A 16,943-nucleotide genomic window follows, 5' to 3' on the forward strand; every position below is an offset into this window, starting at 1 on the left:
GGCACCTATTTGTCTACGATCATAGCTTTAAGTTCAGCCTGCGCGACCACTTTGTCATCCACATAGGCTTTCGCATCCAGCTGCCACACGGCACCTTTGTTCTTGATCACAGAGATCTTGTAGACCAATTGATCACCCGGTGTGACCGGTGATCGGAACTTAGCGTTGTCAATGCTCATGAAGTAGACCACTTTGTTCTCTATCTCTTCCTGGCTGCTTACATCCATGCTTTTAAAAGCCAATACACCACCGGCCTGAGCCATGCCTTCAATGATCATTACACCAGGGTAGATCGGATGTCCCGGAAAATGTCCCTGGAAGACAGGTTCTGATATAGAAATGTTCTTAAAACCTTCTATATACTCTCCTTCAGAAAGTTCAGTGATCCTGTCGACGAGTAAGAATGGATATCTGTGTGGTAAGATGTTTTGAATATCTACAACATTGTAAAGCATAAAAAACCTTTATTTAAAAATTCATATATTTTATCCAAATGTTGGTAAAAAAAGGTTTATACGTTGACCAATACCTCTTTCACATCGCTGTAGGTTTTGCTTTGGCAGAGGATCTCTATTTTATTGTCCGGTATCTCTTCTGTGACCAGGATCACAGAGAGGTCGTACGGTGTGATCCCCAGTCTGGAACGCACTTCTACCTCTTTGCTGAAGGCAGGCGGCGCATAGATAAGTTCTGTGACCGTCTGATAGTCGGTACCCGCGAGCGAGTTGTAGGTATCCAGCGTGATGAAGCGTACCTCATCACGGTTCATATAGTGTACTTTCCCTATACTGTATTCGATCTTCCCTCTGGTGTACTCCCCTCTGAGGGTCGAGTAGGGAAGGAAGTGTGCAGGAACGACCTCTTTGCGCACACGCAATAGTCCCATCGTCAGGCGCCAGTTTAAAAAACGCTGTTTGATGATCTTGTGGGGAATATGCTCTTCCTCCATCTGCCAGCGCTTCTCATACATTTCGATACGTTCTTCTATGGACTCCGGCTGGACCTGTCCTGAAATCGGCACAAAAAGTTCGTCCGCAAGCTTTGACTGCTGGTCACGCTGAATATTCAGTCCGAACATACACCCGCAGTAGTCCTGCCGGTAGAGGGCATCCTCTTTGGCCATGATATTCTGTTCCTGTGTCCCGGAAGCTTTTCTGTAGTCAGGTGCCACAAAAGAGATCCCTTCGCGTGCAGCCAGTGCATCACCGGCTGCCTGGAGCTGCTTGAGGGATTTTTTGGGGCTTGTCAGCAGGGTGGAGGTAAAACTCGTTTCCCCCATTTCCCTGGCCTTTTGTGCGGAGATCTCAAAACGCCGGTCAAAGCAGACACTGCAGCGTGAGCCTTTTTCAGGTTCATGCTCCAGGCCGCGTACCGCTTCAAGCCAGTTCTCCACATCATACTCGCCCTCTATCAGATCGATCCCCAGCATCTTGCAGCTTCGCTTCACATCCAAAAGACGCAAATAGTACTCAGAATAGGGATGGATGTTCGGATCGTAAAAGAATCCTGTCAGTTTCTCTTCCGGATACTCTGTCTGCAGTTTTTGTAAAAAGTAGTGGCTGTCGACCGAACAGCAGATATGTACTAGCATAGTGCCTCTTTGTAAGTCAAAGTGAATAGTGAATAGTGGATCGTGAATCGTTTCATTGTATCTTATTCCATGATGATCTTCGCGACGTTTTCGGAACTGCCGTGAGAAAGATAGGTTTTCAACTCTTCTGCCTTTTGAGCGAAGATCTGTCGGTCGGTATTGTAGTACTCTTTGAGCAGGTTGTCAACCGTGACCTTTTCCTGGAGTAACTCGTTGTGTAGGGTGGTGTTGTTGTAATGCGTCAGGATGATATTGGCCAGCCCCACCTGTTTGATGCCAAGCAGTCTGGTGCCTATAAAAAAGTCCACCTTCTTGGCTATATAGGCCAGGGTGAAGGGTGTACCGATCAGTGCAGCCTCCAGGGTAGCCGTCCCGGAACAGATAAATGCGAACTCAGCACGTCTGAGCGCCTCATGGGTGTCACGTACCACTTCGAATTCCCGGTTCCCTTTATAGAGTTTCGCGACCTTGTTTCTTGAAAAGGAAGGGGGAATGACCAGTAGGGGTCTGATATCGGGGAACTTTCTGCGTAACTCCAGGAAGATCGGCATAAGACGGGTGATCTCGCTTTTGCGGCTTCCGGGCATGAATGCGATACACCCCTTCGTCTCTTCCTCGTTTCTGTGCACGTTGATCTCGTCCAGCAGGGGGTGTCCGACATACTGTGCCTTGCCACTGCTGTAGTAGTCTATTTCAAAAGGCAGAATGCCCAGCAGTCTGTCACAGTACTGCTCCAGTTTCTGCACACGCTTGGGACGGCTTGCCCACACCTGGGGAAGAATATAGTAGATGATCTCTTTGTCCGGGTATTTCGCTTTGAGCTTTTTTGCCAAGGGCAGGTTAAATCCCGAAGAGTCCATGAGTAGTACCTTGTCTGCCTCTGAAGCCAGTGCCACCATTTCATCCGCTACTTTGAAGAACCAGCGAAGTTTCCTGATGGCGTCCACCACGCCCATGATCGCCATTTCGCTGATATCGTACAGCGGCGTGCCCTGCGGAATATGCTTGTCGAAGATCCCTATCAGCTCCATACCCTGTGTATGCTTGAGTACTTCTTTTAAATGGAGATTCGACGATGGCTCAAGTGCGGAGACGAGAAGTTTCATGGTTTATGGTTTCCTGGGTTTGATTTCATGCCATTTTATCATATTTTTATCTGAGCGCCTAGTGAACCAATAGAGCCCTGCGCGTAAAGAAAATTTTTAAAGTTTCACTGCGTGAACCATCCCGCGGCCAGAAACGCTGCCGACGCGAGCAGTCCGCCCAGGAGGGCATAGGGAAGCTGTGTTCTGACGTGTTCTACATGGTCACACCCTGCGGCCATCGAAGAGATGATGGTGGTGTCGGAAATAGGGGAGGCGTGGTCTCCAAAGATACCGCCCGAAATGACCGCAGCGATGACCAATGGTATATGCAGGTCCATGGTCGCACCCAGCGCCAGTCCGATAGGCATCATAATGGAAAATGTCCCCCAGCTTGTTCCGGTAGAAAAAGCTGTGACAGCAGCCACCAAAAAGATAAGCATCGGCATCAGCAGAGGAGAGATATTCCCATCCAGAAGTTGTGCCAAGTATTCGGCTGTCCCAAGATCGCAGATCACCTTTCCGATCAGCAGAGCGAACACCATGATCATACCTACAGGGGTCATGTCGGCTATACCTTCATAGAGACCTTTAAAATAGCGCTGGTGCGTGAGTGTGCCAGAGGGTACAAAATAGAGATAGATAAAGAGCAGGGTGACGATCACCGCATAGTAGACGGACGTAGAACCCGACCCCTTGAAAATATCGCCGTTCCCCGAGAAGTAGAGCCCTACCGGGACCATCAGTACCATCACCAGTATCGGTAAAAGCATCTTATAGGGCGTGGCTTTGGGTTGGGCCTCATTCTCCTTGGGTAGATAGGATACCGGGACGGCATGCTTCATCGGGCCTATATTGATATTTAAAAATATAACTGCCAGTACGATGGCCAGTGTAAAGAGCGCATAGAAGTTATACGGGATCGAAGCGACCAGCAGAGATATCCCGTCTCCTGAGATGACATGGGAGTCAATGGCGGTGACGATAAGCCCCAAAAGCAATGCGCCCCATGCATTGAGCGGTATGAGTGAACAGATAGGTGCGGAGGTAGAGTCGCAGATGTACGCCAGTTTCTCTCTGCTGACCCCGTTCTTGTCGCAGAGCGGTTTGGCTACCGTACCGGCGACCAGTGCCGTGATGGATGACTCGATAAAGATCACGACACCGATCAAATAGGCAAGGAGCATGGCTCCGATGGAAGAGTCGATCCTCTTTGCTTTTTGGCTCAGATAGAGCACAAAACTGTCGACCGCTCCGCTGATCGACAATAGTCTGATGATCGAGCCCACCAGGACGATAAAGAAAAGTGTTTTTGCGATCCACCCTTCAGAGAAGAGTGCAACGATACCGTCAAAAAGTGCGATAAAGGCAGCTACGGGGTCGTACGCATTGAGTACCAGAAGACCGACGAATATACCGCCCAAGAGCGAAACGATCACATCTTTGGTTATAATAGCTAAAATGATTGTCAGCAACGGGATTGCTATTGATACGATTCCATATTCCATAAGAAGGATTATAACATAATGAAATTATTCCTGATACTCTGTTCTGCACTGTTCCTCTCCCATGCTTCCGATATGCCAAGATCAACACAGCTTTTAGTGGTCACTACGGAAAACTGGTCCGCACCTACGGGCACGCTGCAGCGATATGAAAGGTCCGGCCAGATCTGGAAAAAAGCAGGCAAAGCGATCGAGATAAACCTGGGAAGAAACGGACTGGGCTGGGGGATAGGGTTACATCAGATACCAGAAGATGCGAAGATCCTCAAAAAAGAGGGGGACGGCAGATCGCCTGCAGGTATCTTCCGTCTGAGACAGGCCTTCGGCTATGCACCCTACCAGATCAACTATCCCTATGAGGTCTACAAAGAGACGGACCACTGTGTGGACGATGTCCATTCTGTCTATTACAACAAGATCGTCGACAGTACCAAGATCCAAAGGGATTATAAGAGTCATGAACGTATGAAATTTCCCGAAGACTACTACAAATACGGCATCGTCGTGGACCACAACCATATCACGGAGGGCAAAACCTCCCAAAAGGGTGCAGGTTCGTGCATATTCATACACATCAAGAGCATACCGACCGCCGGATGTACCGTGATGCGCGAGGAGGAGATCAAAGAGATACTCCTATGGTTGGACCCAGCGGCCAAACCGCTTTTGGTACAGGGAACCCGCCAGGAGATAGAGAGCCTTCTGAAACAGGTACCCTGACACGGCTTGCATATCCTGCCGTTAGGTCTCTCTTAGGGTCTCAATAGAGACTGTAGTTCACATTAAAGATGATCTTGGTCTTTTTATTGGGCAGCGGATAGTCTTTATAGGCTATGCGTATCACCTCCAACGTATTTTCGTCCAGAGCCGCATAGCCAATGTGCTTTTTAAGTTTAAGGTCAGAGATGTCACCGTTGGGATGCAGGTAAAAGGAGACCACATTGACCCCCTGCTGTCTTGTACGCACGGCGATCTCAGGATAGCCGTTCCGTGTCAGGGTGTTTTGCGTGATCCTGTGGATCGTACCCAGATTGTTTTTGATGTACTTCTTTTGCGTCTCGGTGAAAGAATTGAACTCTTCTCCATAGAGCGTATGGATCATTCTTTCGCCATAGCTGCCTGAAGAGGAGGGACGGCGGGTATTTTTGGCAGGGTACATGGAAGTACCGGAACCCATCAATGCATTGGCCAGAGGATCGCCGGAACGTTTGGGCCGTCTGGGTGCTGCTGTTTTTTGTAGCACTGGTTTTTTTGCGACAGGCCGTTCTGCCACTTTTTTCAGAGGTTTTTTCTCCACCTCTTTTTTCTCCACCTCTTTTTTTGCGATCTTCTTTTCAGGCTTTGGCACCGGTTCGGTGAGGTTGTGCTCTTCACTGCTTTTTTCTGCAAATACTTTTGCACGCTCATCCACGTGCTTTTGCTTGAGAGCCTCTCTCTTTGGTTCAGGCCTGTCCTGTTTTTCGACGACGGGCTGTGTCACCGGCGGGGTCACGACAGGCTGGGGTACGGGAGGCACTGTGACCGGCTGTGCTTTGGGTTTTGGCGCTGGAGGGGGTGTGATCTGCTGCAGATCCAGGCTTATTTTCTTGTCCTGTGCGGGAGGAGGGATGAGCTTCAGGTCTTCCCATTTTTTTACGAAGAGCCACAGGATCAGCAAATGTAACAATAAAGAGAGCAAAAATCCTTTCAGCGTTCTGATGGTGGCTCCTTGTATATAGCCCTAAGTGCCGTTATTGTATAATCCCTGCAATTATACATGATGAGGATTAATAATATGGCATATGACAAAAGTATAGCAGCATTTGAAGAAGCCTATAAGGTGATACCCGGTGGCGTGGATTCACCCGTACGTGCATTTTCAGGGGTAGTAGGCACACCGCCTTTCATAGATAGAGGCGAGGGCGGATACCTTTTTGATATAGACGGCAACAGATATATCGACTATGTGCAAAGCTGGGGACCCCTTATCTTTGGTCATGCAGATCCAGATATAGAAGCCTCGGTCATTGAAGCGGTCAAGAGAGGGCTCAGTTTCGGTGCGCCCACTACGGTAGAAACAGAATTGGCGACGGAGATCGTGACACTTTTTGACTCTATCGACAAAGTGCGTTTCGTCAGTTCCGGTACGGAAGCGGTGATGTCCGCCATCCGTCTGGCCCGCGGTGTCACAGGCAGGGACAAGATCGTCAAATTTACAGGGTGCTACCATGGGCATTCGGACTCCCTGCTCGTACAGGCAGGTTCCGGACTGGCCACATTCGGAAGCCCGTCAAGTCCGGGTGTGCCTGCAGACCTTACGCAGCATACCCTCCTGGCAACGTATAACGACATCGCTTCGGTCCTGGCATGTTTTGAGGAGTCTCCGGACGGGATAGCCTGTGTGATCATTGAGCCGATCGCGGGAAATATGGGTCTTGTCCCTGCAGATGAAACCTTTTTGGAAGAGCTGCGCTGTCTCTGTACGAACCACGGTGCCCTGCTGATCTTCGATGAAGTGATGAGCGGGTTCAGAGCATCGCTCAGAGGAGCACAGGGTATCTCGACAGTGAAACCCGATATGGTCACACTCGGCAAAGTGATCGGCGCAGGGATGCCAGTCGGTGCATTCGGTGCATCCGCTGAGATCATGGCGCATCTCTCTCCTGAAGGTCCGGTCTACCAGGCGGGTACACTTTCGGGTAACCCGGTTGCCATGACCGCGGGTCTGACCAGTCTTAAAAAACTCAAGTCCAACCCTTCACTCTACGTACTCCTCGGGAATAAGGCGAAAAAGCTTATGGACGGTTTCAAAAAAGCGGCTGATTCAGCAGGCATTCCTTTGGTGACAGATGTAAGAGGAAGCATGTTCGGTTTCTTCTTCTCGGAAAAACCTGTCAGAAACTTTAATGATGCCCTTGAAAATGATTCTGCGATGTTCGCAAAGTTCCATAAGGGGATGCTGGACAGAGGTATCTACCTTGCCTGTTCTTCCTATGAAGCAGGGTTCATCTCCGCAGCTACCACCGATGAGATGATCGATGAAACGATCAAAGCTGCCTATGAGGTCATGGCTGAAATAACCAAAAAGTAAGGAAGCTCTGTACGAACGGGACTGCAAGCGAAGCGGCCCGGGAGTATGACAGAAAAAATGCATAACGAAAGAGATAGCATGCAGCAAAACAATGAAGAACCCAAGTTTAAAAAAATAGTCAATGCCGCTGACGGACTCAGTCTGGGGATCTCCATGGTCGTTGCCGTACTTATGGGTATCGGTATCGGACTGGGGCTGCGCAAGTTGACAGAAGCGGACTGGACCCTCTGGATAGGGGTGTTCATCGGGATCGGCGCAGCCATTTCGAATGTCTATAAAGCCTATGCCAAACAGAAAAGATCTTTTGACGAACTGGCAAAGGATCCGAGATATACCTACAAAACCGAGCAGCAAAAAAAATACGACGCTGAAGACGATGATGAGCAGTACTAACCGAAAGATCCTGTTCGTCCTTCTTTCCGTCGATATACTGCTGCTGCTGATCGCTGTAATATTTTTTGATATTAAAATAGTGTATAACACCCAGATTGGCTATATCACCGCCACGCTGGTGATGGTTGCCTCCATTATAAGCTACAGACGTATGGTCAATGCGAGGATCAAACACAACATCGTGACCATGGATGACAGCAGGGATGTCATCGATAAACTCGAAGACCCCTATGATCTCTACAGCGAAGAAGTGACAGAGATTAAAGAGAAAGATCTTGCCCAAACCATCAAGGAAGAGAAGAAGAAGCTCAAAGAGAACAGACGTACGGTCTACCAGACGATCAAAGATACCAAAGCGGCGCTCTCCATCTACAGGCTGGGAGCCTATGCCGTACTTATCCTGGGCTTCTTCTATCTGAAAAGACAGGAGATGCTGCATATTCCCAGCTACATCATCTCTTTGGGGATACCGACCGTCATTCTCGTATGGGTCCTTTTAAAAGAAAAAGAAAACCATAGCCAAGATACGATAGAATAGATCCAATTAGAACCCAGGATTTATTTTATGACAAAGATCTTACTGCTATCCATTGCACTTTTCAGTTTCACCGCCTGTGGCAAAGAGGAGGCTAATCCTCCCGTCTGTACCACCAAACCCATCCAGCCTCTCCAGATCATCGATAAACCTATAGCGTTCGGACCGGAACGTATAGAAATGACCAAAGCGTACATCAAGACGCATTACGGAAAGGATGTAGAGAACATCGAGATCACACCGAAGATCATTCTGGTGCACTGGACGGCAGATATGGACTTTGACCGGTCCTTTGAACGTTTACGGCCTGAGAAGCTTCTTTCCGACAGAAAAGACATTGTCAAAGCTTCCGCACTGAATGTCTCCTCCCAGTTCATGGTCGCACGTGATGGGACCATCTACCGTCTGATGCCGGAGAACTGGATGGCACGCCACGTGATAGGGCTGAACTATTCAAGCATCGGCATAGAGAACGTCGGAGGAAAAGACAACAGGATAGATGACCTCACCCCTGCACAGCGTCAGGCCAACATAGACCTGGTGATGTATCTCAAAGCCAAATATCCCACGATCGGGTATCTTGTCGGCCACCATGAGTATCAGCAGATGGAAAGCACACCCTTGTGGCTGGAAAAAGATGAAGGGTACAGAACGGTCAAATCCGACCCTGGAGAGCAGTTCATGTCAGAACTCAGGGATGCCGTCAACTGTCTCGAACTCAAAGCGCCGCCTGAAGGAAAATAATGAACTCGGCATTCAGTACGCTTGACTGGGGCGTCTTTTTTACATATTTTTTAGTATTAGCCATCACATCGGTGCTTTTGAGCCGTGTGAAGGTACAGAATACCCGTGACTATTTTGTGGGCGGCAATACCGTGCCCATGTTTGCCGTAGCGATGTCGGTGCTGGCCACGACACAGTCAGCCGCGACCTTCCTGGGCGGCCCCGAGTACTCCTACGGGGCAGACCTCACTTTCCTTGGGTTTTACCTCTCGTCCTTTTTAGCCGTACTGATCGTAACGAAAGTCCTGATACCCCGTTTTTATGCTATCAGGGCGGTCACGGTCTATGAACTGCTCGAACAGCGTTACGGTGCCTCCGCGAAGCAGCAGGCGGGGGTGATGTTCCTTGTCGGGCGTCTCTTTGCGTCAGGGGCAAGGCTCTACATAGGCGCGCTGGCCATCTCCATGATACTTTTCCTCGATATCACGCCTGAACATGTGGCCGTTTCCATCGGGATCCTGATCACCGGCGCATTGGCCTATGCCTACTTCGGCGGTGTCAGGTCCATTATCTTTTCTGACATCATTCAAGCCATTACCTTCATCGGAGCAGGGATCGCGGTACTTGTCTATCTCTATATGGCGCTCCATACAGACTTTTCCGCCATCGTTTCGACACTTCAGGCAGACAATAAGCTCAGAGTCCTTGACTGGTCCCTGTCGGGCGGTTTCTCTGTCTGGGCACTGCTGGGGGGATGGCTGCTGCTGAACATTGCAGCTTACGGACTGGACCAGGACATCACACAAAGAGCATTGACCTGTAAAAATGCCAAAGAAGCCCAAAGTTCGATGATGCTGAGCATCTACCTGACCATCCCTGTAGCGATACTCTTTTTGATGATCGGTCTGCTGCTGTATCTCTTTTACCAGCATCCCGAACTCTCCGGTTTGAGCACGGAAGTGGTACAGCAGTTTGACGGGGAGAAGATCACGATCTTCATGTACTACATTTTGCATGAGATGCCTGAAGGGATGAGGGGACTGGTGACCGTAGGTGCCGTTGCGGCTGCCCTGTCAAGCTCCAATTCCGTGCTCGGGGCCATGGCATCTGTCGCGATAGAGGACCTCTATAAACCCTGGAAGCAAAAGAGATCTGAGGCAGAAGAGATGCATTTTGTCAAAGCGGGGCGGAATGCTGTGCTTCTCTTTGCCCTGGCGCTCTCGCTGATGGCCATGCTCTCATATTACTGGCAGCGCTATACGGAACTGCCGCTCCTGAACTTTGCACTCGGGGTCATGGCATTTGCCTATACCGGACTGCTGGGTATTTTCGGGGCCGCACTCTTCACCAAACGGGGAAGCAGTACTGCCGTGCCTTTTGCTCTGCTTGGCGGCTTTTTGACCGTACTGCTGCTTCAGCCTTATCTGCTGGGCAGTACCCTTGAAGCATGGCTAGATCTCAAACTGGGATTTGCCTGGCAGATACTGGGAGGTACAGCGGTGGCATTCGGGATCATGATGACAGCGAAAGGCCGACACTAGGATCACTGGAGTTCCACATCCACCTTCTGTACGCTATCCTCTCTGATGACCTCGAGCGTCACGGTCTCTCCGCTTCGGTGTTCATCCAGCAGACCGAAAAGGTCCTCAATGCTTTCAACGGACTTCCCATTGAGGGAGGTGATCACATCTCCGAAGATGATCCGCCCCCTCTCGTCTGAAGTGGCCGGTCTCAGTTGTTGTGTCGCAGCGGAGGTATGCGGCAGTACCTCCACAACCACCACACCCTTTTGGCCGCTGGATTCCTGATAGAGTTCGTTCATTCTGCTGCTGACACTGATACCGATGGAAGGCCTGACATAGCTGCCTTGTTCGATAATGGAGTGGACCACACTTTTTAGGGTATCGATAGGGATGGAGAATCCTATGCCGGCATTCGCGCCGCTGGGACTTAAGATCATATTGTTCACGCCGATGACCTCGCCCTGGCTGTTGATCAGAGGACCGCCTGAATTCCCGGGGTTGATGGAGGCATCCGTTTGTATCATGTGTCTTATCGTCGCACCATTGTTGGCATACATACTTCTATCCAGTGCCGATATGATCCCTTTGGTCATCGTCCAGTCCAGTCCGAAGGGGTTACCCAGCGCATAGACCGTCTGTCCGACCATCAGGTTCCTGCTACTACCCAGCGTCACCGGTTTGAGGAGATGCATGACCGGGGCTATCTTCAACACCGCGATGTCATAATCCGGTGCGGTCCCGACCAGGGCGGCATTGTATTGTCTTCCGTTCTTCAGGGTCACTACCGCTTTGTTCGCATTCATGATCACATGATAGTTCGTAACGATATACCCCTCCTTGTTCCAGACAAATCCGCTTCCTGCCCCCTGCGGAATATCTATCGTGCTCCTGTTCCAATGATCGACGATCTGCTGGTGAATGGAGATAAAAACGACACTGTCCTTCACATGCTCAAAAATGGAGATATTCTGTCTCTCTTCTTCCGTGACCGTACAGTTTTTAGATAAAAGCACGTTCTTCTCTTCTATTTCTATGGACAAGGCATAGAGTATGAAGAGGGCTGACAGGATCACGATCAGGGCCGATTTAATGTCAAACGTTTTCATGTTTTCCTTTCACAGGATCATAGAGGCTTTATCATATAGTAATAAGCATAATGGACTATTAACGAACACTTTCAAGATCTGAAAGAGGGTAAAACATCAAAGTCCCGTATCCGTTTAACAGACATTTTCCATCATCTCGAACCAATCCCTGTCAAATACTGTTCTGATATAGGACTCATGGTGAGGAACGAGACATTTTGAGCAGTCCTGATGGATGGCATCTTCGGTGATGAACTGTCCTCCCTCTTTTGAACTGATGCTGCAGGCAGAGTAGAGCGTTTTGCCTTCCCGTGTATGAAACCCTTTATCTTTAAACCGGAAGTTGGGACAGCCGCAGAGGTAGCAGTTCAGCCCTTCCGTATCATGACATTTTTTATTTTCTTTGTAGAGGGGGCAAAAGTCCGGCTCTTTTTCTACCATGTTCTCAAACCTGAAATAGGCAATGACCTCCTGATCACTCAGGTGGGTGAGCTTATCCATGATCGCTTTGTGTTTTTTGCCGTGTTCATAAAACCAGTCAGAGTATGACATTGTGATTCCTTCAGTCGCTGTAAGCACTTTATTGTTGTCTAAGTATAGCCTATATCGTTACGATGTCAAGCATCTTTGAGATAGAAGAGGGTACACTTGTATTAAAACTAGACGATGGAAAGAACCATGGATAAAGAACGATATATAGGTATCATGTCAGGTACGTCACTGGACGGTGTGGATGTCGTACTCTGTGAGATCGGTACCGACGGTTGCGACCTGATCGCATCACTGGCGTACCCCATACCCCTGGAACTCAGAGCTGACATCCTGACGATCATAGAGGGGAAGCATACCCTCGAACAGGTCGGCCAGCTGGACCACCGTTTGGGGGTGTTGTTCACACAAGCTGTCGGCGCCTTGCTGATACGCGAGCATATCGATGCCGGCAGCATCAAGGCTATCGGTTTGCACGGGCAGACACTCTGGCACGCACCTGACGGGGCATATCCGTTTTCACTGCAACTGGGAGACCCCAATATTCTGACTGCCAGAACAGGTATTCCCGTAGTCGCTGACTTCCGGCGCAAAGATATCGCGCTGGGCGGCCAGGGTGCACCTTTCGCCCCCGCCTTCCATGAATTTATATTTAAGAATATTAATGCTCGTCTCTGTGTGGTGAACATCGGCGGCATGGCAAACATCACCGTATTGCCCAATCCCGTGAATGACAAGCTGATAGGGTACGACACAGGCTGCGGCAATGTGCTTCTGGACCTGTGGACAGCAGAGCATCTGGGGGAACCGTATGACAAGGAGGGCGAATGGGCTAGGTCCGGCAACGTAGAGTACGGGCTTCTGGATGCGATGATGTCTGAACCGTATTTTTCCTTACCCTACCCAAAGAGCACGGGCAGAGAAAAGTTCAATGCGGAGTGGCTGCAGTCCTGCCTGAGAGGCAAAACACACGCTCCTGAGGACGTACAGAGAACACTGCTTGAACTCACTGCCCTCAGCATCACCAATGAAGTACTGCAGTTCCATACAGACATAGCACTGCTTTGCGGCGGCGGGGCAAAAAACGGTTTTTTGGTCGAACGTATCAAAGCACTGATGCCCAATGTAGAAGTAGCCATAGCACAACATGCCGATGAGATCGAGGCGATGACCTTTGCCTGGCTGGCATACAAACGACTGCACGAAGAAGCCGTCAACCTGAAAGAGGTCACGGGAGCCAGTGAGAATGCAGTTCTGGGCGGTATCTATGTATGATACCCGACCCTCTGTATATGCAAAAGGAGCATAGATGAAAGCCATGATACTTGCTGCAGGCCTTGGGACCCGCATGAGACCGCTTACGGACAAAACACCAAAACCGCTTCTCAATGTAGGCGGCATACCCCTGATCGTCTGGCATATAGAGCGTCTTGCACATGACGGATTTACCGATATCGTCATCAACATCGCTCACCTGGGATACCAGATCCCTGAAGCCTTGGGTGACGGTTCGGAGTGGGGTGTCCACATTACCTACTCGGATGAGCAGGAAGAGGGGGGCCTTGAGAGTGCCGGAGGTATCGTCAAAGCCTTGCCTCTGCTGGGAGAAGAAACTTTTTTGGTGGTGAACGGCGACATCTGGACGGACTATGACTTTCAAGAGAACAGAAAGCTCGCAGAGGGCATCCTGGCCCATCTCATTCTTGTGCCCAACCCTGAGCACAATCCCGAGGGGGATTTCGCTCTGAACGGCCAGCGTGTGGTGGATGCGAAGCAGTACACTTTTTCAGGCATAGGCTACTATTCGCCCAAACTCTTCGAAGCGGTGCCGTATGGCAAAAGCGCTCTGGCTCCTTTGCTCAGAGCCGCTATGAAAGAGGGTAAGGTGACAGGAGAGCTCTACGAGGGAGAATGGCTCGATATAGGGACGCCCGAGAGACTGGAGCTTTTAAATGCACAGCTCATGAACCGGTATTGACTTAAAATGGAGAAAATGATATATAATTAGTAACATGTTTCCAGTCAAATAGGAGTGAACCATGACTATAGCTGATATTGAATTCGAAATGAACATACATGATGTGGCGGAAAAAGATATTTCAGAGATCATAGAAATATGCAAGAAATCCGGATTCAGCATGGAAAGTATTGATGAGGAGCTTCAGAAAAGAGGGTATTCCAAGATCTTTACCGTCGATTATGATGAGATGAGCGATGAGGATTATGATGAGGACTATGACGATGAGGAGTGGGAAGATTGACCTTTTCTCTCAGAGATCGAAGTACACCTCTGCACTAAATCTTACCTGCTCTCCAAATACTTCGCCACACCATCTTCATCGTTGGAGTGGGGAAGCACTACATCCGCCAGCGCCTTCACCTCTTCCAATGCATTCGAGACAGCCACAGAGGTACCCGCGAGCTTGAACATCCCTATGTCATTCACACTGTCCCCGAATACGGTCACATCAGCAGCGTCACGCTCCATATGCTCCATGACCTTCTGCACGGCATGTGCTTTGTCGCCTTCGGGATGGAGGATCGTTAGAAAGTATCCGTCCGAGTATTTTTCCGGGGAGAGTTTGCACTCTATGGCATCTTCAAAGGTCTTCTTGAGTGCCTCCGTAAGCGGTTTCAGTGTCGCATAGTCACCGAAATAGACGATCTTCAGGTTCATCTCCATCGTTTTGTTTTCGGGATTGAACTGCAGACGGGGATCGTCCTTATATCCTTTCAGGACGAACTTCTGATGCTCGTTGAGTTTGCGGGGATACAAAAAAGTTTCATTGAGCTGCATATCCCTGAGCCCTATGATGAAGGGGTCTATATCGAACGTCAAGCCTACTTCGACGATAGCATCACCGAGGGCTTTATTGATCGTCTTCAGGTCTATGAGCTTCTTGTCGGGAGAGACGATCATCGTTCCGTCCAAAAGTATCATCGGAGCATCCAGGTGCAGCTTGTCCAGAAAATCATGGGTTTTCTGGAAACTTCTTGCCGTGGCGACCGTGAGTATGGCATCTTTGCTTTTCGCATTCCATATCTCTGTGCTGAAGCTGCTGATACTCAGGTCTGTGCGTAAAAATGTATGGTCAAGGTCTGTGATATAGATAGGTCTGTTGGGCATTAGCTTGCAAATCCTGATTTAAAATCTGTTTTCGCCTGAACGATGGCTTTTTGTTTCTCTTTTCTGTGTATATCTTTCTCCACAAATATCTTCTTGCGTGTGACCGGGTCCATTTCCGTGTAGTACATCACTGCAGAGTAGGTACCCGGTGTCGGCGTAAAGATCTGCGCCTGTTCAGGGTTCATTTTAAGCTCTTCGGTCGTAAACCGTTTCAGCTCATGCATATCTTTCTCTTCACACCCCGGATGGGCTGCAATAAGATAGTAGGTGAGGTACTGCTTTTTCCCCATATCTTTATTAAGCTTGTCATAGAGATGTTTAAAGTCTATCAGTGTCTGTTTCCCCGGTTTTCCCATAAGGTCAAGGACATGCTGCTGGGTATGCTCGGGCGCGACCTTCATCTGCCCCGAAATGTGGTGTTCCACCAGCTCTTTCAGATAAGAGTAGCCTTTGCGTTTGTCTTCATTGATCAGGTCATACCGTATCCCTGAAGCCACGAATGCCTTTTTGATCCCCTCTATATTGCGTACCTGCTTCATCATGCCTATCACACGGGTATGGTCAGGCTTCATCGAGGAGCACAGATGTCTTGAATCGACACAGCGCTGATGGTCACAGGTACCCAGTTTGAGTTTTTTATTACACTCATACCCGTACATATTGGCCGTAGGGCCGCCAAGATCAGAGATGATGCCCTTGAAATCCTTGTACTCTTTGAACTGGTTGGCCTCTTTGACGATGGACCCTTCGGAACGTGTACGGATCGTACGCCCCTGGTGCACGCCGATGGCACAGAAGTTGCACTCGCCCCAGCATCCCTGGTGTGTCATGATGGAAAACTTGATCGTCTCCAGACACTTCACCTTTCCTTCCGGACGGTGGTAAGGGTGCAGTTCTCTTGTGAAAGGCAGGGCGGAGACTTCATCCATCTCCGGCTCGCTCAGATAGTCGCAGGGCGGATTCTGTATGGAGTAGCGCGTGTCCACCTTCTGGCAGAGTCCTTTGGCCGCTATGGGGTCGTTGTTGTCATAAAAAAGGTCGAAGAGGTCTATGTACTTCTCTTTCTCATCCAGACACTCCTGGTGCGAGGGAAGCTGGTGATAGTGTTCGACAGGCTCTTTGCTGATGTAGCAGACACCGCGTATATCTTTCCACTCTTTTCCCTGGTCCAGTGCCTGTGTCAGGTCGCGTATGGCCTGTTCTCCCATGCCGTAGATCAGTATGTCTGCCTTGGAATCAAAAAGGATGGGCTTTCTGAGTTTGTTGGTCCAGTAGTCATAGTGCGTCACACGTCTGAGGCTGGCCTCAATCCCGCCCAGTACGACAGGGACCGTGTTCTTGAAGTTCTGGCGTATCAGGTTGGTGTAGACCAGTACCGCACGGTCGGGACGCTTGGTGTTCTTTCCTCCGGGGGTATAGTCATCGGAGTTCCTGAATTTCTTGGTTGCCGTGTAGTTGGCCACCATGGAGTCTATGCTTCCGCCGCTCACTCCCCAGTAGAGACGGGGCTCGCCCAGCCGCTTGATATCTTTGTCGCTCTTGACATCAGGCTGGCCTATGATACCGACCTTGTAGCCGAGTTTCTCAAGCATACGTCCTACCACGGCCACACCGATAAAAGGGGAGTCAATATAGGCATCTCCGGAGACAAGTATCACATCGCACTGCTTCCAGCCCAAAGCATCCATCTCTTCTCTGGTGGTAGGTAAAAAATGTTTTGCTTCTCTAAGATCGAGTTTGCTCATGGGGCTGCCTTGTGAATACTTTTCCGTATTATATCCAATTCATGGAAATACGCAATATGGCAGTCAGGTTCCACA

General features: G+C 49.6%; 18 protein-coding genes. 9 read left to right on the plus strand and 9 right to left on the minus strand.

Annotation, left to right across the window (positions count from 1 at the left end; all coding sequences use genetic code 11):
- Positions 1–5 precede the first annotated feature (5 nt).
- From fabZ to VIM88_RS06695, 4 genes are all read right to left on the minus strand, one after another.
- Positions 6–455, minus strand: coding sequence for a 3-hydroxyacyl-ACP dehydratase FabZ (fabZ, locus tag VIM88_RS06680; RefSeq protein ID WP_331862111.1), 450 nt, complete (start codon positions 453–455; stop codon positions 6–8).
- 56 nt (positions 456–511) lie between these two features.
- Complete coding sequence (locus VIM88_RS06685) at positions 512–1,591, minus strand: epoxyqueuosine reductase QueH (protein WP_331862112.1); 1,080 nt, start codon at positions 1,589–1,591, stop codon at positions 512–514.
- 62 nt (positions 1,592–1,653) lie between these two features.
- Positions 1,654–2,697: a lipid-A-disaccharide synthase gene (gene lpxB / locus VIM88_RS06690; protein ID WP_331862113.1), complete on the minus strand. Its 1,044-nt coding sequence runs from the start codon at positions 2,695–2,697 to the stop codon at positions 1,654–1,656.
- 104 nt (positions 2,698–2,801) lie between these two features.
- Entirely contained in the window at positions 2,802–4,148 is a 1,347-nt protein-coding gene (locus VIM88_RS06695) for a Na+/H+ antiporter NhaC family protein (protein ID WP_331862114.1), read from the minus strand.
- 51 nt (positions 4,149–4,199) lie between these two features.
- Here VIM88_RS06695 and VIM88_RS06700 point away from each other — a divergent pair, with 51 nt between their 5' ends.
- Positions 4,200–4,898 carry a hypothetical protein gene (locus VIM88_RS06700; RefSeq protein WP_331862115.1) on the plus strand — a complete coding sequence of 233 codons (699 nt, stop codon included), beginning with the start codon at positions 4,200–4,202 and terminating at the stop codon, positions 4,896–4,898.
- A gap of 40 nt (positions 4,899–4,938) precedes the next feature.
- Here the strand turns inward: VIM88_RS06700 and VIM88_RS06705 are convergent, their stop codons facing one another.
- Positions 4,939–5,844 carry a TonB family protein gene (locus VIM88_RS06705; RefSeq protein ID WP_331862116.1) on the minus strand — a complete coding sequence of 302 codons (906 nt, stop codon included), beginning with the start codon at positions 5,842–5,844 and terminating at the stop codon, positions 4,939–4,941.
- A 108-nt stretch (positions 5,845–5,952) separates the two neighbouring features.
- Between VIM88_RS06705 and hemL the strand changes: the two genes are divergently transcribed.
- The 5 genes from hemL to VIM88_RS06730 all read left to right on the plus strand — a co-directional run bounded on the left by hemL (position 5,953) and on the right by VIM88_RS06730 (position 10,440).
- The gene (hemL, locus tag VIM88_RS06710; protein ID WP_331862117.1) at positions 5,953–7,248 is read left to right on the plus strand and encodes a glutamate-1-semialdehyde 2,1-aminomutase; all 1,296 of its coding nucleotides are present in this window, start codon (positions 5,953–5,955) and stop codon (positions 7,246–7,248) included.
- A gap of 78 nt (positions 7,249–7,326) precedes the next feature.
- Positions 7,327–7,641 (plus strand): AtpZ/AtpI family protein, encoded by a 315-nt coding sequence (locus VIM88_RS06715; RefSeq protein WP_331862118.1) that lies wholly within the window; start codon positions 7,327–7,329, stop codon positions 7,639–7,641.
- A complete protein-coding gene (locus VIM88_RS06720) occupies positions 7,628–8,179 on the plus strand; it encodes a hypothetical protein (RefSeq protein WP_331862119.1) in 552 nt (183 codons plus the stop codon). The genes VIM88_RS06715 and VIM88_RS06720 overlap by 14 nt, the downstream gene beginning before the upstream one ends.
- 27 nt (positions 8,180–8,206) lie before the next feature.
- Entirely contained in the window at positions 8,207–8,920 is a 714-nt protein-coding gene (locus VIM88_RS06725; RefSeq protein WP_331862120.1) for a peptidoglycan recognition family protein, read from the plus strand.
- Positions 8,920–10,440 (plus strand): sodium:solute symporter, encoded by a 1,521-nt coding sequence (locus VIM88_RS06730; protein ID WP_331862121.1) that lies wholly within the window; start codon positions 8,920–8,922, stop codon positions 10,438–10,440. The genes VIM88_RS06725 and VIM88_RS06730 overlap by 1 nt, the downstream gene beginning before the upstream one ends.
- A gap of 2 nt (positions 10,441–10,442) precedes the next feature.
- Here VIM88_RS06730 and VIM88_RS06735 read toward each other — a convergent pair whose 3' ends face one another.
- Together VIM88_RS06735 and VIM88_RS06740 are read right to left on the minus strand one after the other, a co-directional pair.
- The gene (locus VIM88_RS06735; protein WP_331862122.1) at positions 10,443–11,528 is read right to left on the minus strand and encodes a S1C family serine protease; all 1,086 of its coding nucleotides are present in this window, start codon (positions 11,526–11,528) and stop codon (positions 10,443–10,445) included.
- 114 nt (positions 11,529–11,642) lie between these two features.
- Complete coding sequence (locus tag VIM88_RS06740; RefSeq protein ID WP_331862123.1) at positions 11,643–12,059, minus strand: hypothetical protein; 417 nt, start codon at positions 12,057–12,059, stop codon at positions 11,643–11,645.
- 126 nt (positions 12,060–12,185) lie between these two features.
- On the opposite strand from VIM88_RS06740, the gene VIM88_RS06745 reads away from it, so the two are divergent.
- From VIM88_RS06745 to VIM88_RS06755, 3 genes are all read left to right on the plus strand, one after another.
- Complete coding sequence (locus VIM88_RS06745) at positions 12,186–13,271, plus strand: anhydro-N-acetylmuramic acid kinase (RefSeq protein WP_331862124.1); 1,086 nt, start codon at positions 12,186–12,188, stop codon at positions 13,269–13,271.
- A 34-nt stretch (positions 13,272–13,305) separates the two neighbouring features.
- Positions 13,306–13,974 (plus strand): N-acetylmuramate alpha-1-phosphate uridylyltransferase MurU, encoded by a 669-nt coding sequence (gene murU, locus VIM88_RS06750; RefSeq protein WP_331862125.1) that lies wholly within the window; start codon positions 13,306–13,308, stop codon positions 13,972–13,974.
- Positions 13,975–14,035: 61 nt separating this feature from the next.
- The gene (locus VIM88_RS06755) at positions 14,036–14,257 is read left to right on the plus strand and encodes a hypothetical protein (protein ID WP_331862126.1); all 222 of its coding nucleotides are present in this window, start codon (positions 14,036–14,038) and stop codon (positions 14,255–14,257) included.
- 41 nt (positions 14,258–14,298) lie between these two features.
- On the opposite strand, the gene VIM88_RS06760 is transcribed toward VIM88_RS06755, so the two are convergent.
- Together VIM88_RS06760 and VIM88_RS06765 are read right to left on the minus strand one after the other, a co-directional pair.
- Entirely contained in the window at positions 14,299–15,123 is an 825-nt protein-coding gene (locus tag VIM88_RS06760; protein ID WP_331862127.1) for an HAD family hydrolase, read from the minus strand.
- Complete coding sequence (locus VIM88_RS06765; protein ID WP_331862128.1) at positions 15,123–16,868, minus strand: YgiQ family radical SAM protein; 1,746 nt, start codon at positions 16,866–16,868, stop codon at positions 15,123–15,125. Before VIM88_RS06765 ends, VIM88_RS06760 begins: the two co-directional genes overlap by 1 nt.
- Positions 16,869–16,943: the final 75 nt, after the last annotated feature.

It is taken from the genome of Sulfurovum sp., from assembly GCF_036568385.1.
GTDB lineage: Bacteria > Campylobacterota > Campylobacteria > Campylobacterales > Sulfurovaceae > Sulfurovum.

What these genes read in the sequence shown, in the direction of transcription:
- VIM88_RS06725 (WP_331862120.1), top strand. Translation starts at nt 8,207, where the DNA reads ATGACAAAGATCTTACTGCTATCCATTGCACTTTTCAGTTTCACCGCC.
- hemL (WP_331862117.1), top strand. Translation starts at nt 5,953, where the DNA reads ATGGCATATGACAAAAGTATAGCAGCATTTGAAGAAGCCTATAAGGTG.
- murU (WP_331862125.1), top strand. Translation starts at nt 13,306, where the DNA reads ATGAAAGCCATGATACTTGCTGCAGGCCTTGGGACCCGCATGAGACCG.
- lpxB (WP_331862113.1), bottom strand. Translation starts at nt 2,697, where the DNA reads ATGAAACTTCTCGTCTCCGCACTTGAGCCATCGTCGAATCTCCATTTA.
- VIM88_RS06760 (WP_331862127.1), bottom strand. Translation starts at nt 15,123, where the DNA reads ATGCCCAACAGACCTATCTATATCACAGACCTTGACCATACATTTTTA.
- VIM88_RS06720 (WP_331862119.1), top strand. Translation starts at nt 7,628, where the DNA reads ATGAGCAGTACTAACCGAAAGATCCTGTTCGTCCTTCTTTCCGTCGAT.
- VIM88_RS06700 (WP_331862115.1), top strand. Translation starts at nt 4,200, where the DNA reads ATGAAATTATTCCTGATACTCTGTTCTGCACTGTTCCTCTCCCATGCT.
- VIM88_RS06730 (WP_331862121.1), top strand. Translation starts at nt 8,920, where the DNA reads ATGAACTCGGCATTCAGTACGCTTGACTGGGGCGTCTTTTTTACATAT.
- VIM88_RS06755 (WP_331862126.1), top strand. Translation starts at nt 14,036, where the DNA reads ATGACTATAGCTGATATTGAATTCGAAATGAACATACATGATGTGGCG.
- VIM88_RS06715 (WP_331862118.1), top strand. Translation starts at nt 7,327, where the DNA reads ATGCAGCAAAACAATGAAGAACCCAAGTTTAAAAAAATAGTCAATGCC.
- VIM88_RS06685 (WP_331862112.1), bottom strand. Translation starts at nt 1,591, where the DNA reads ATGCTAGTACATATCTGCTGTTCGGTCGACAGCCACTACTTTTTACAA.
- VIM88_RS06740 (WP_331862123.1), bottom strand. Translation starts at nt 12,059, where the DNA reads ATGTCATACTCTGACTGGTTTTATGAACACGGCAAAAAACACAAAGCG.
- VIM88_RS06735 (WP_331862122.1), bottom strand. Translation starts at nt 11,528, where the DNA reads ATGAAAACGTTTGACATTAAATCGGCCCTGATCGTGATCCTGTCAGCC.
- fabZ (WP_331862111.1), bottom strand. Translation starts at nt 455, where the DNA reads ATGCTTTACAATGTTGTAGATATTCAAAACATCTTACCACACAGATAT.
- VIM88_RS06765 (WP_331862128.1), bottom strand. Translation starts at nt 16,868, where the DNA reads ATGAGCAAACTCGATCTTAGAGAAGCAAAACATTTTTTACCTACCACC.
- VIM88_RS06745 (WP_331862124.1), top strand. Translation starts at nt 12,186, where the DNA reads ATGGATAAAGAACGATATATAGGTATCATGTCAGGTACGTCACTGGAC.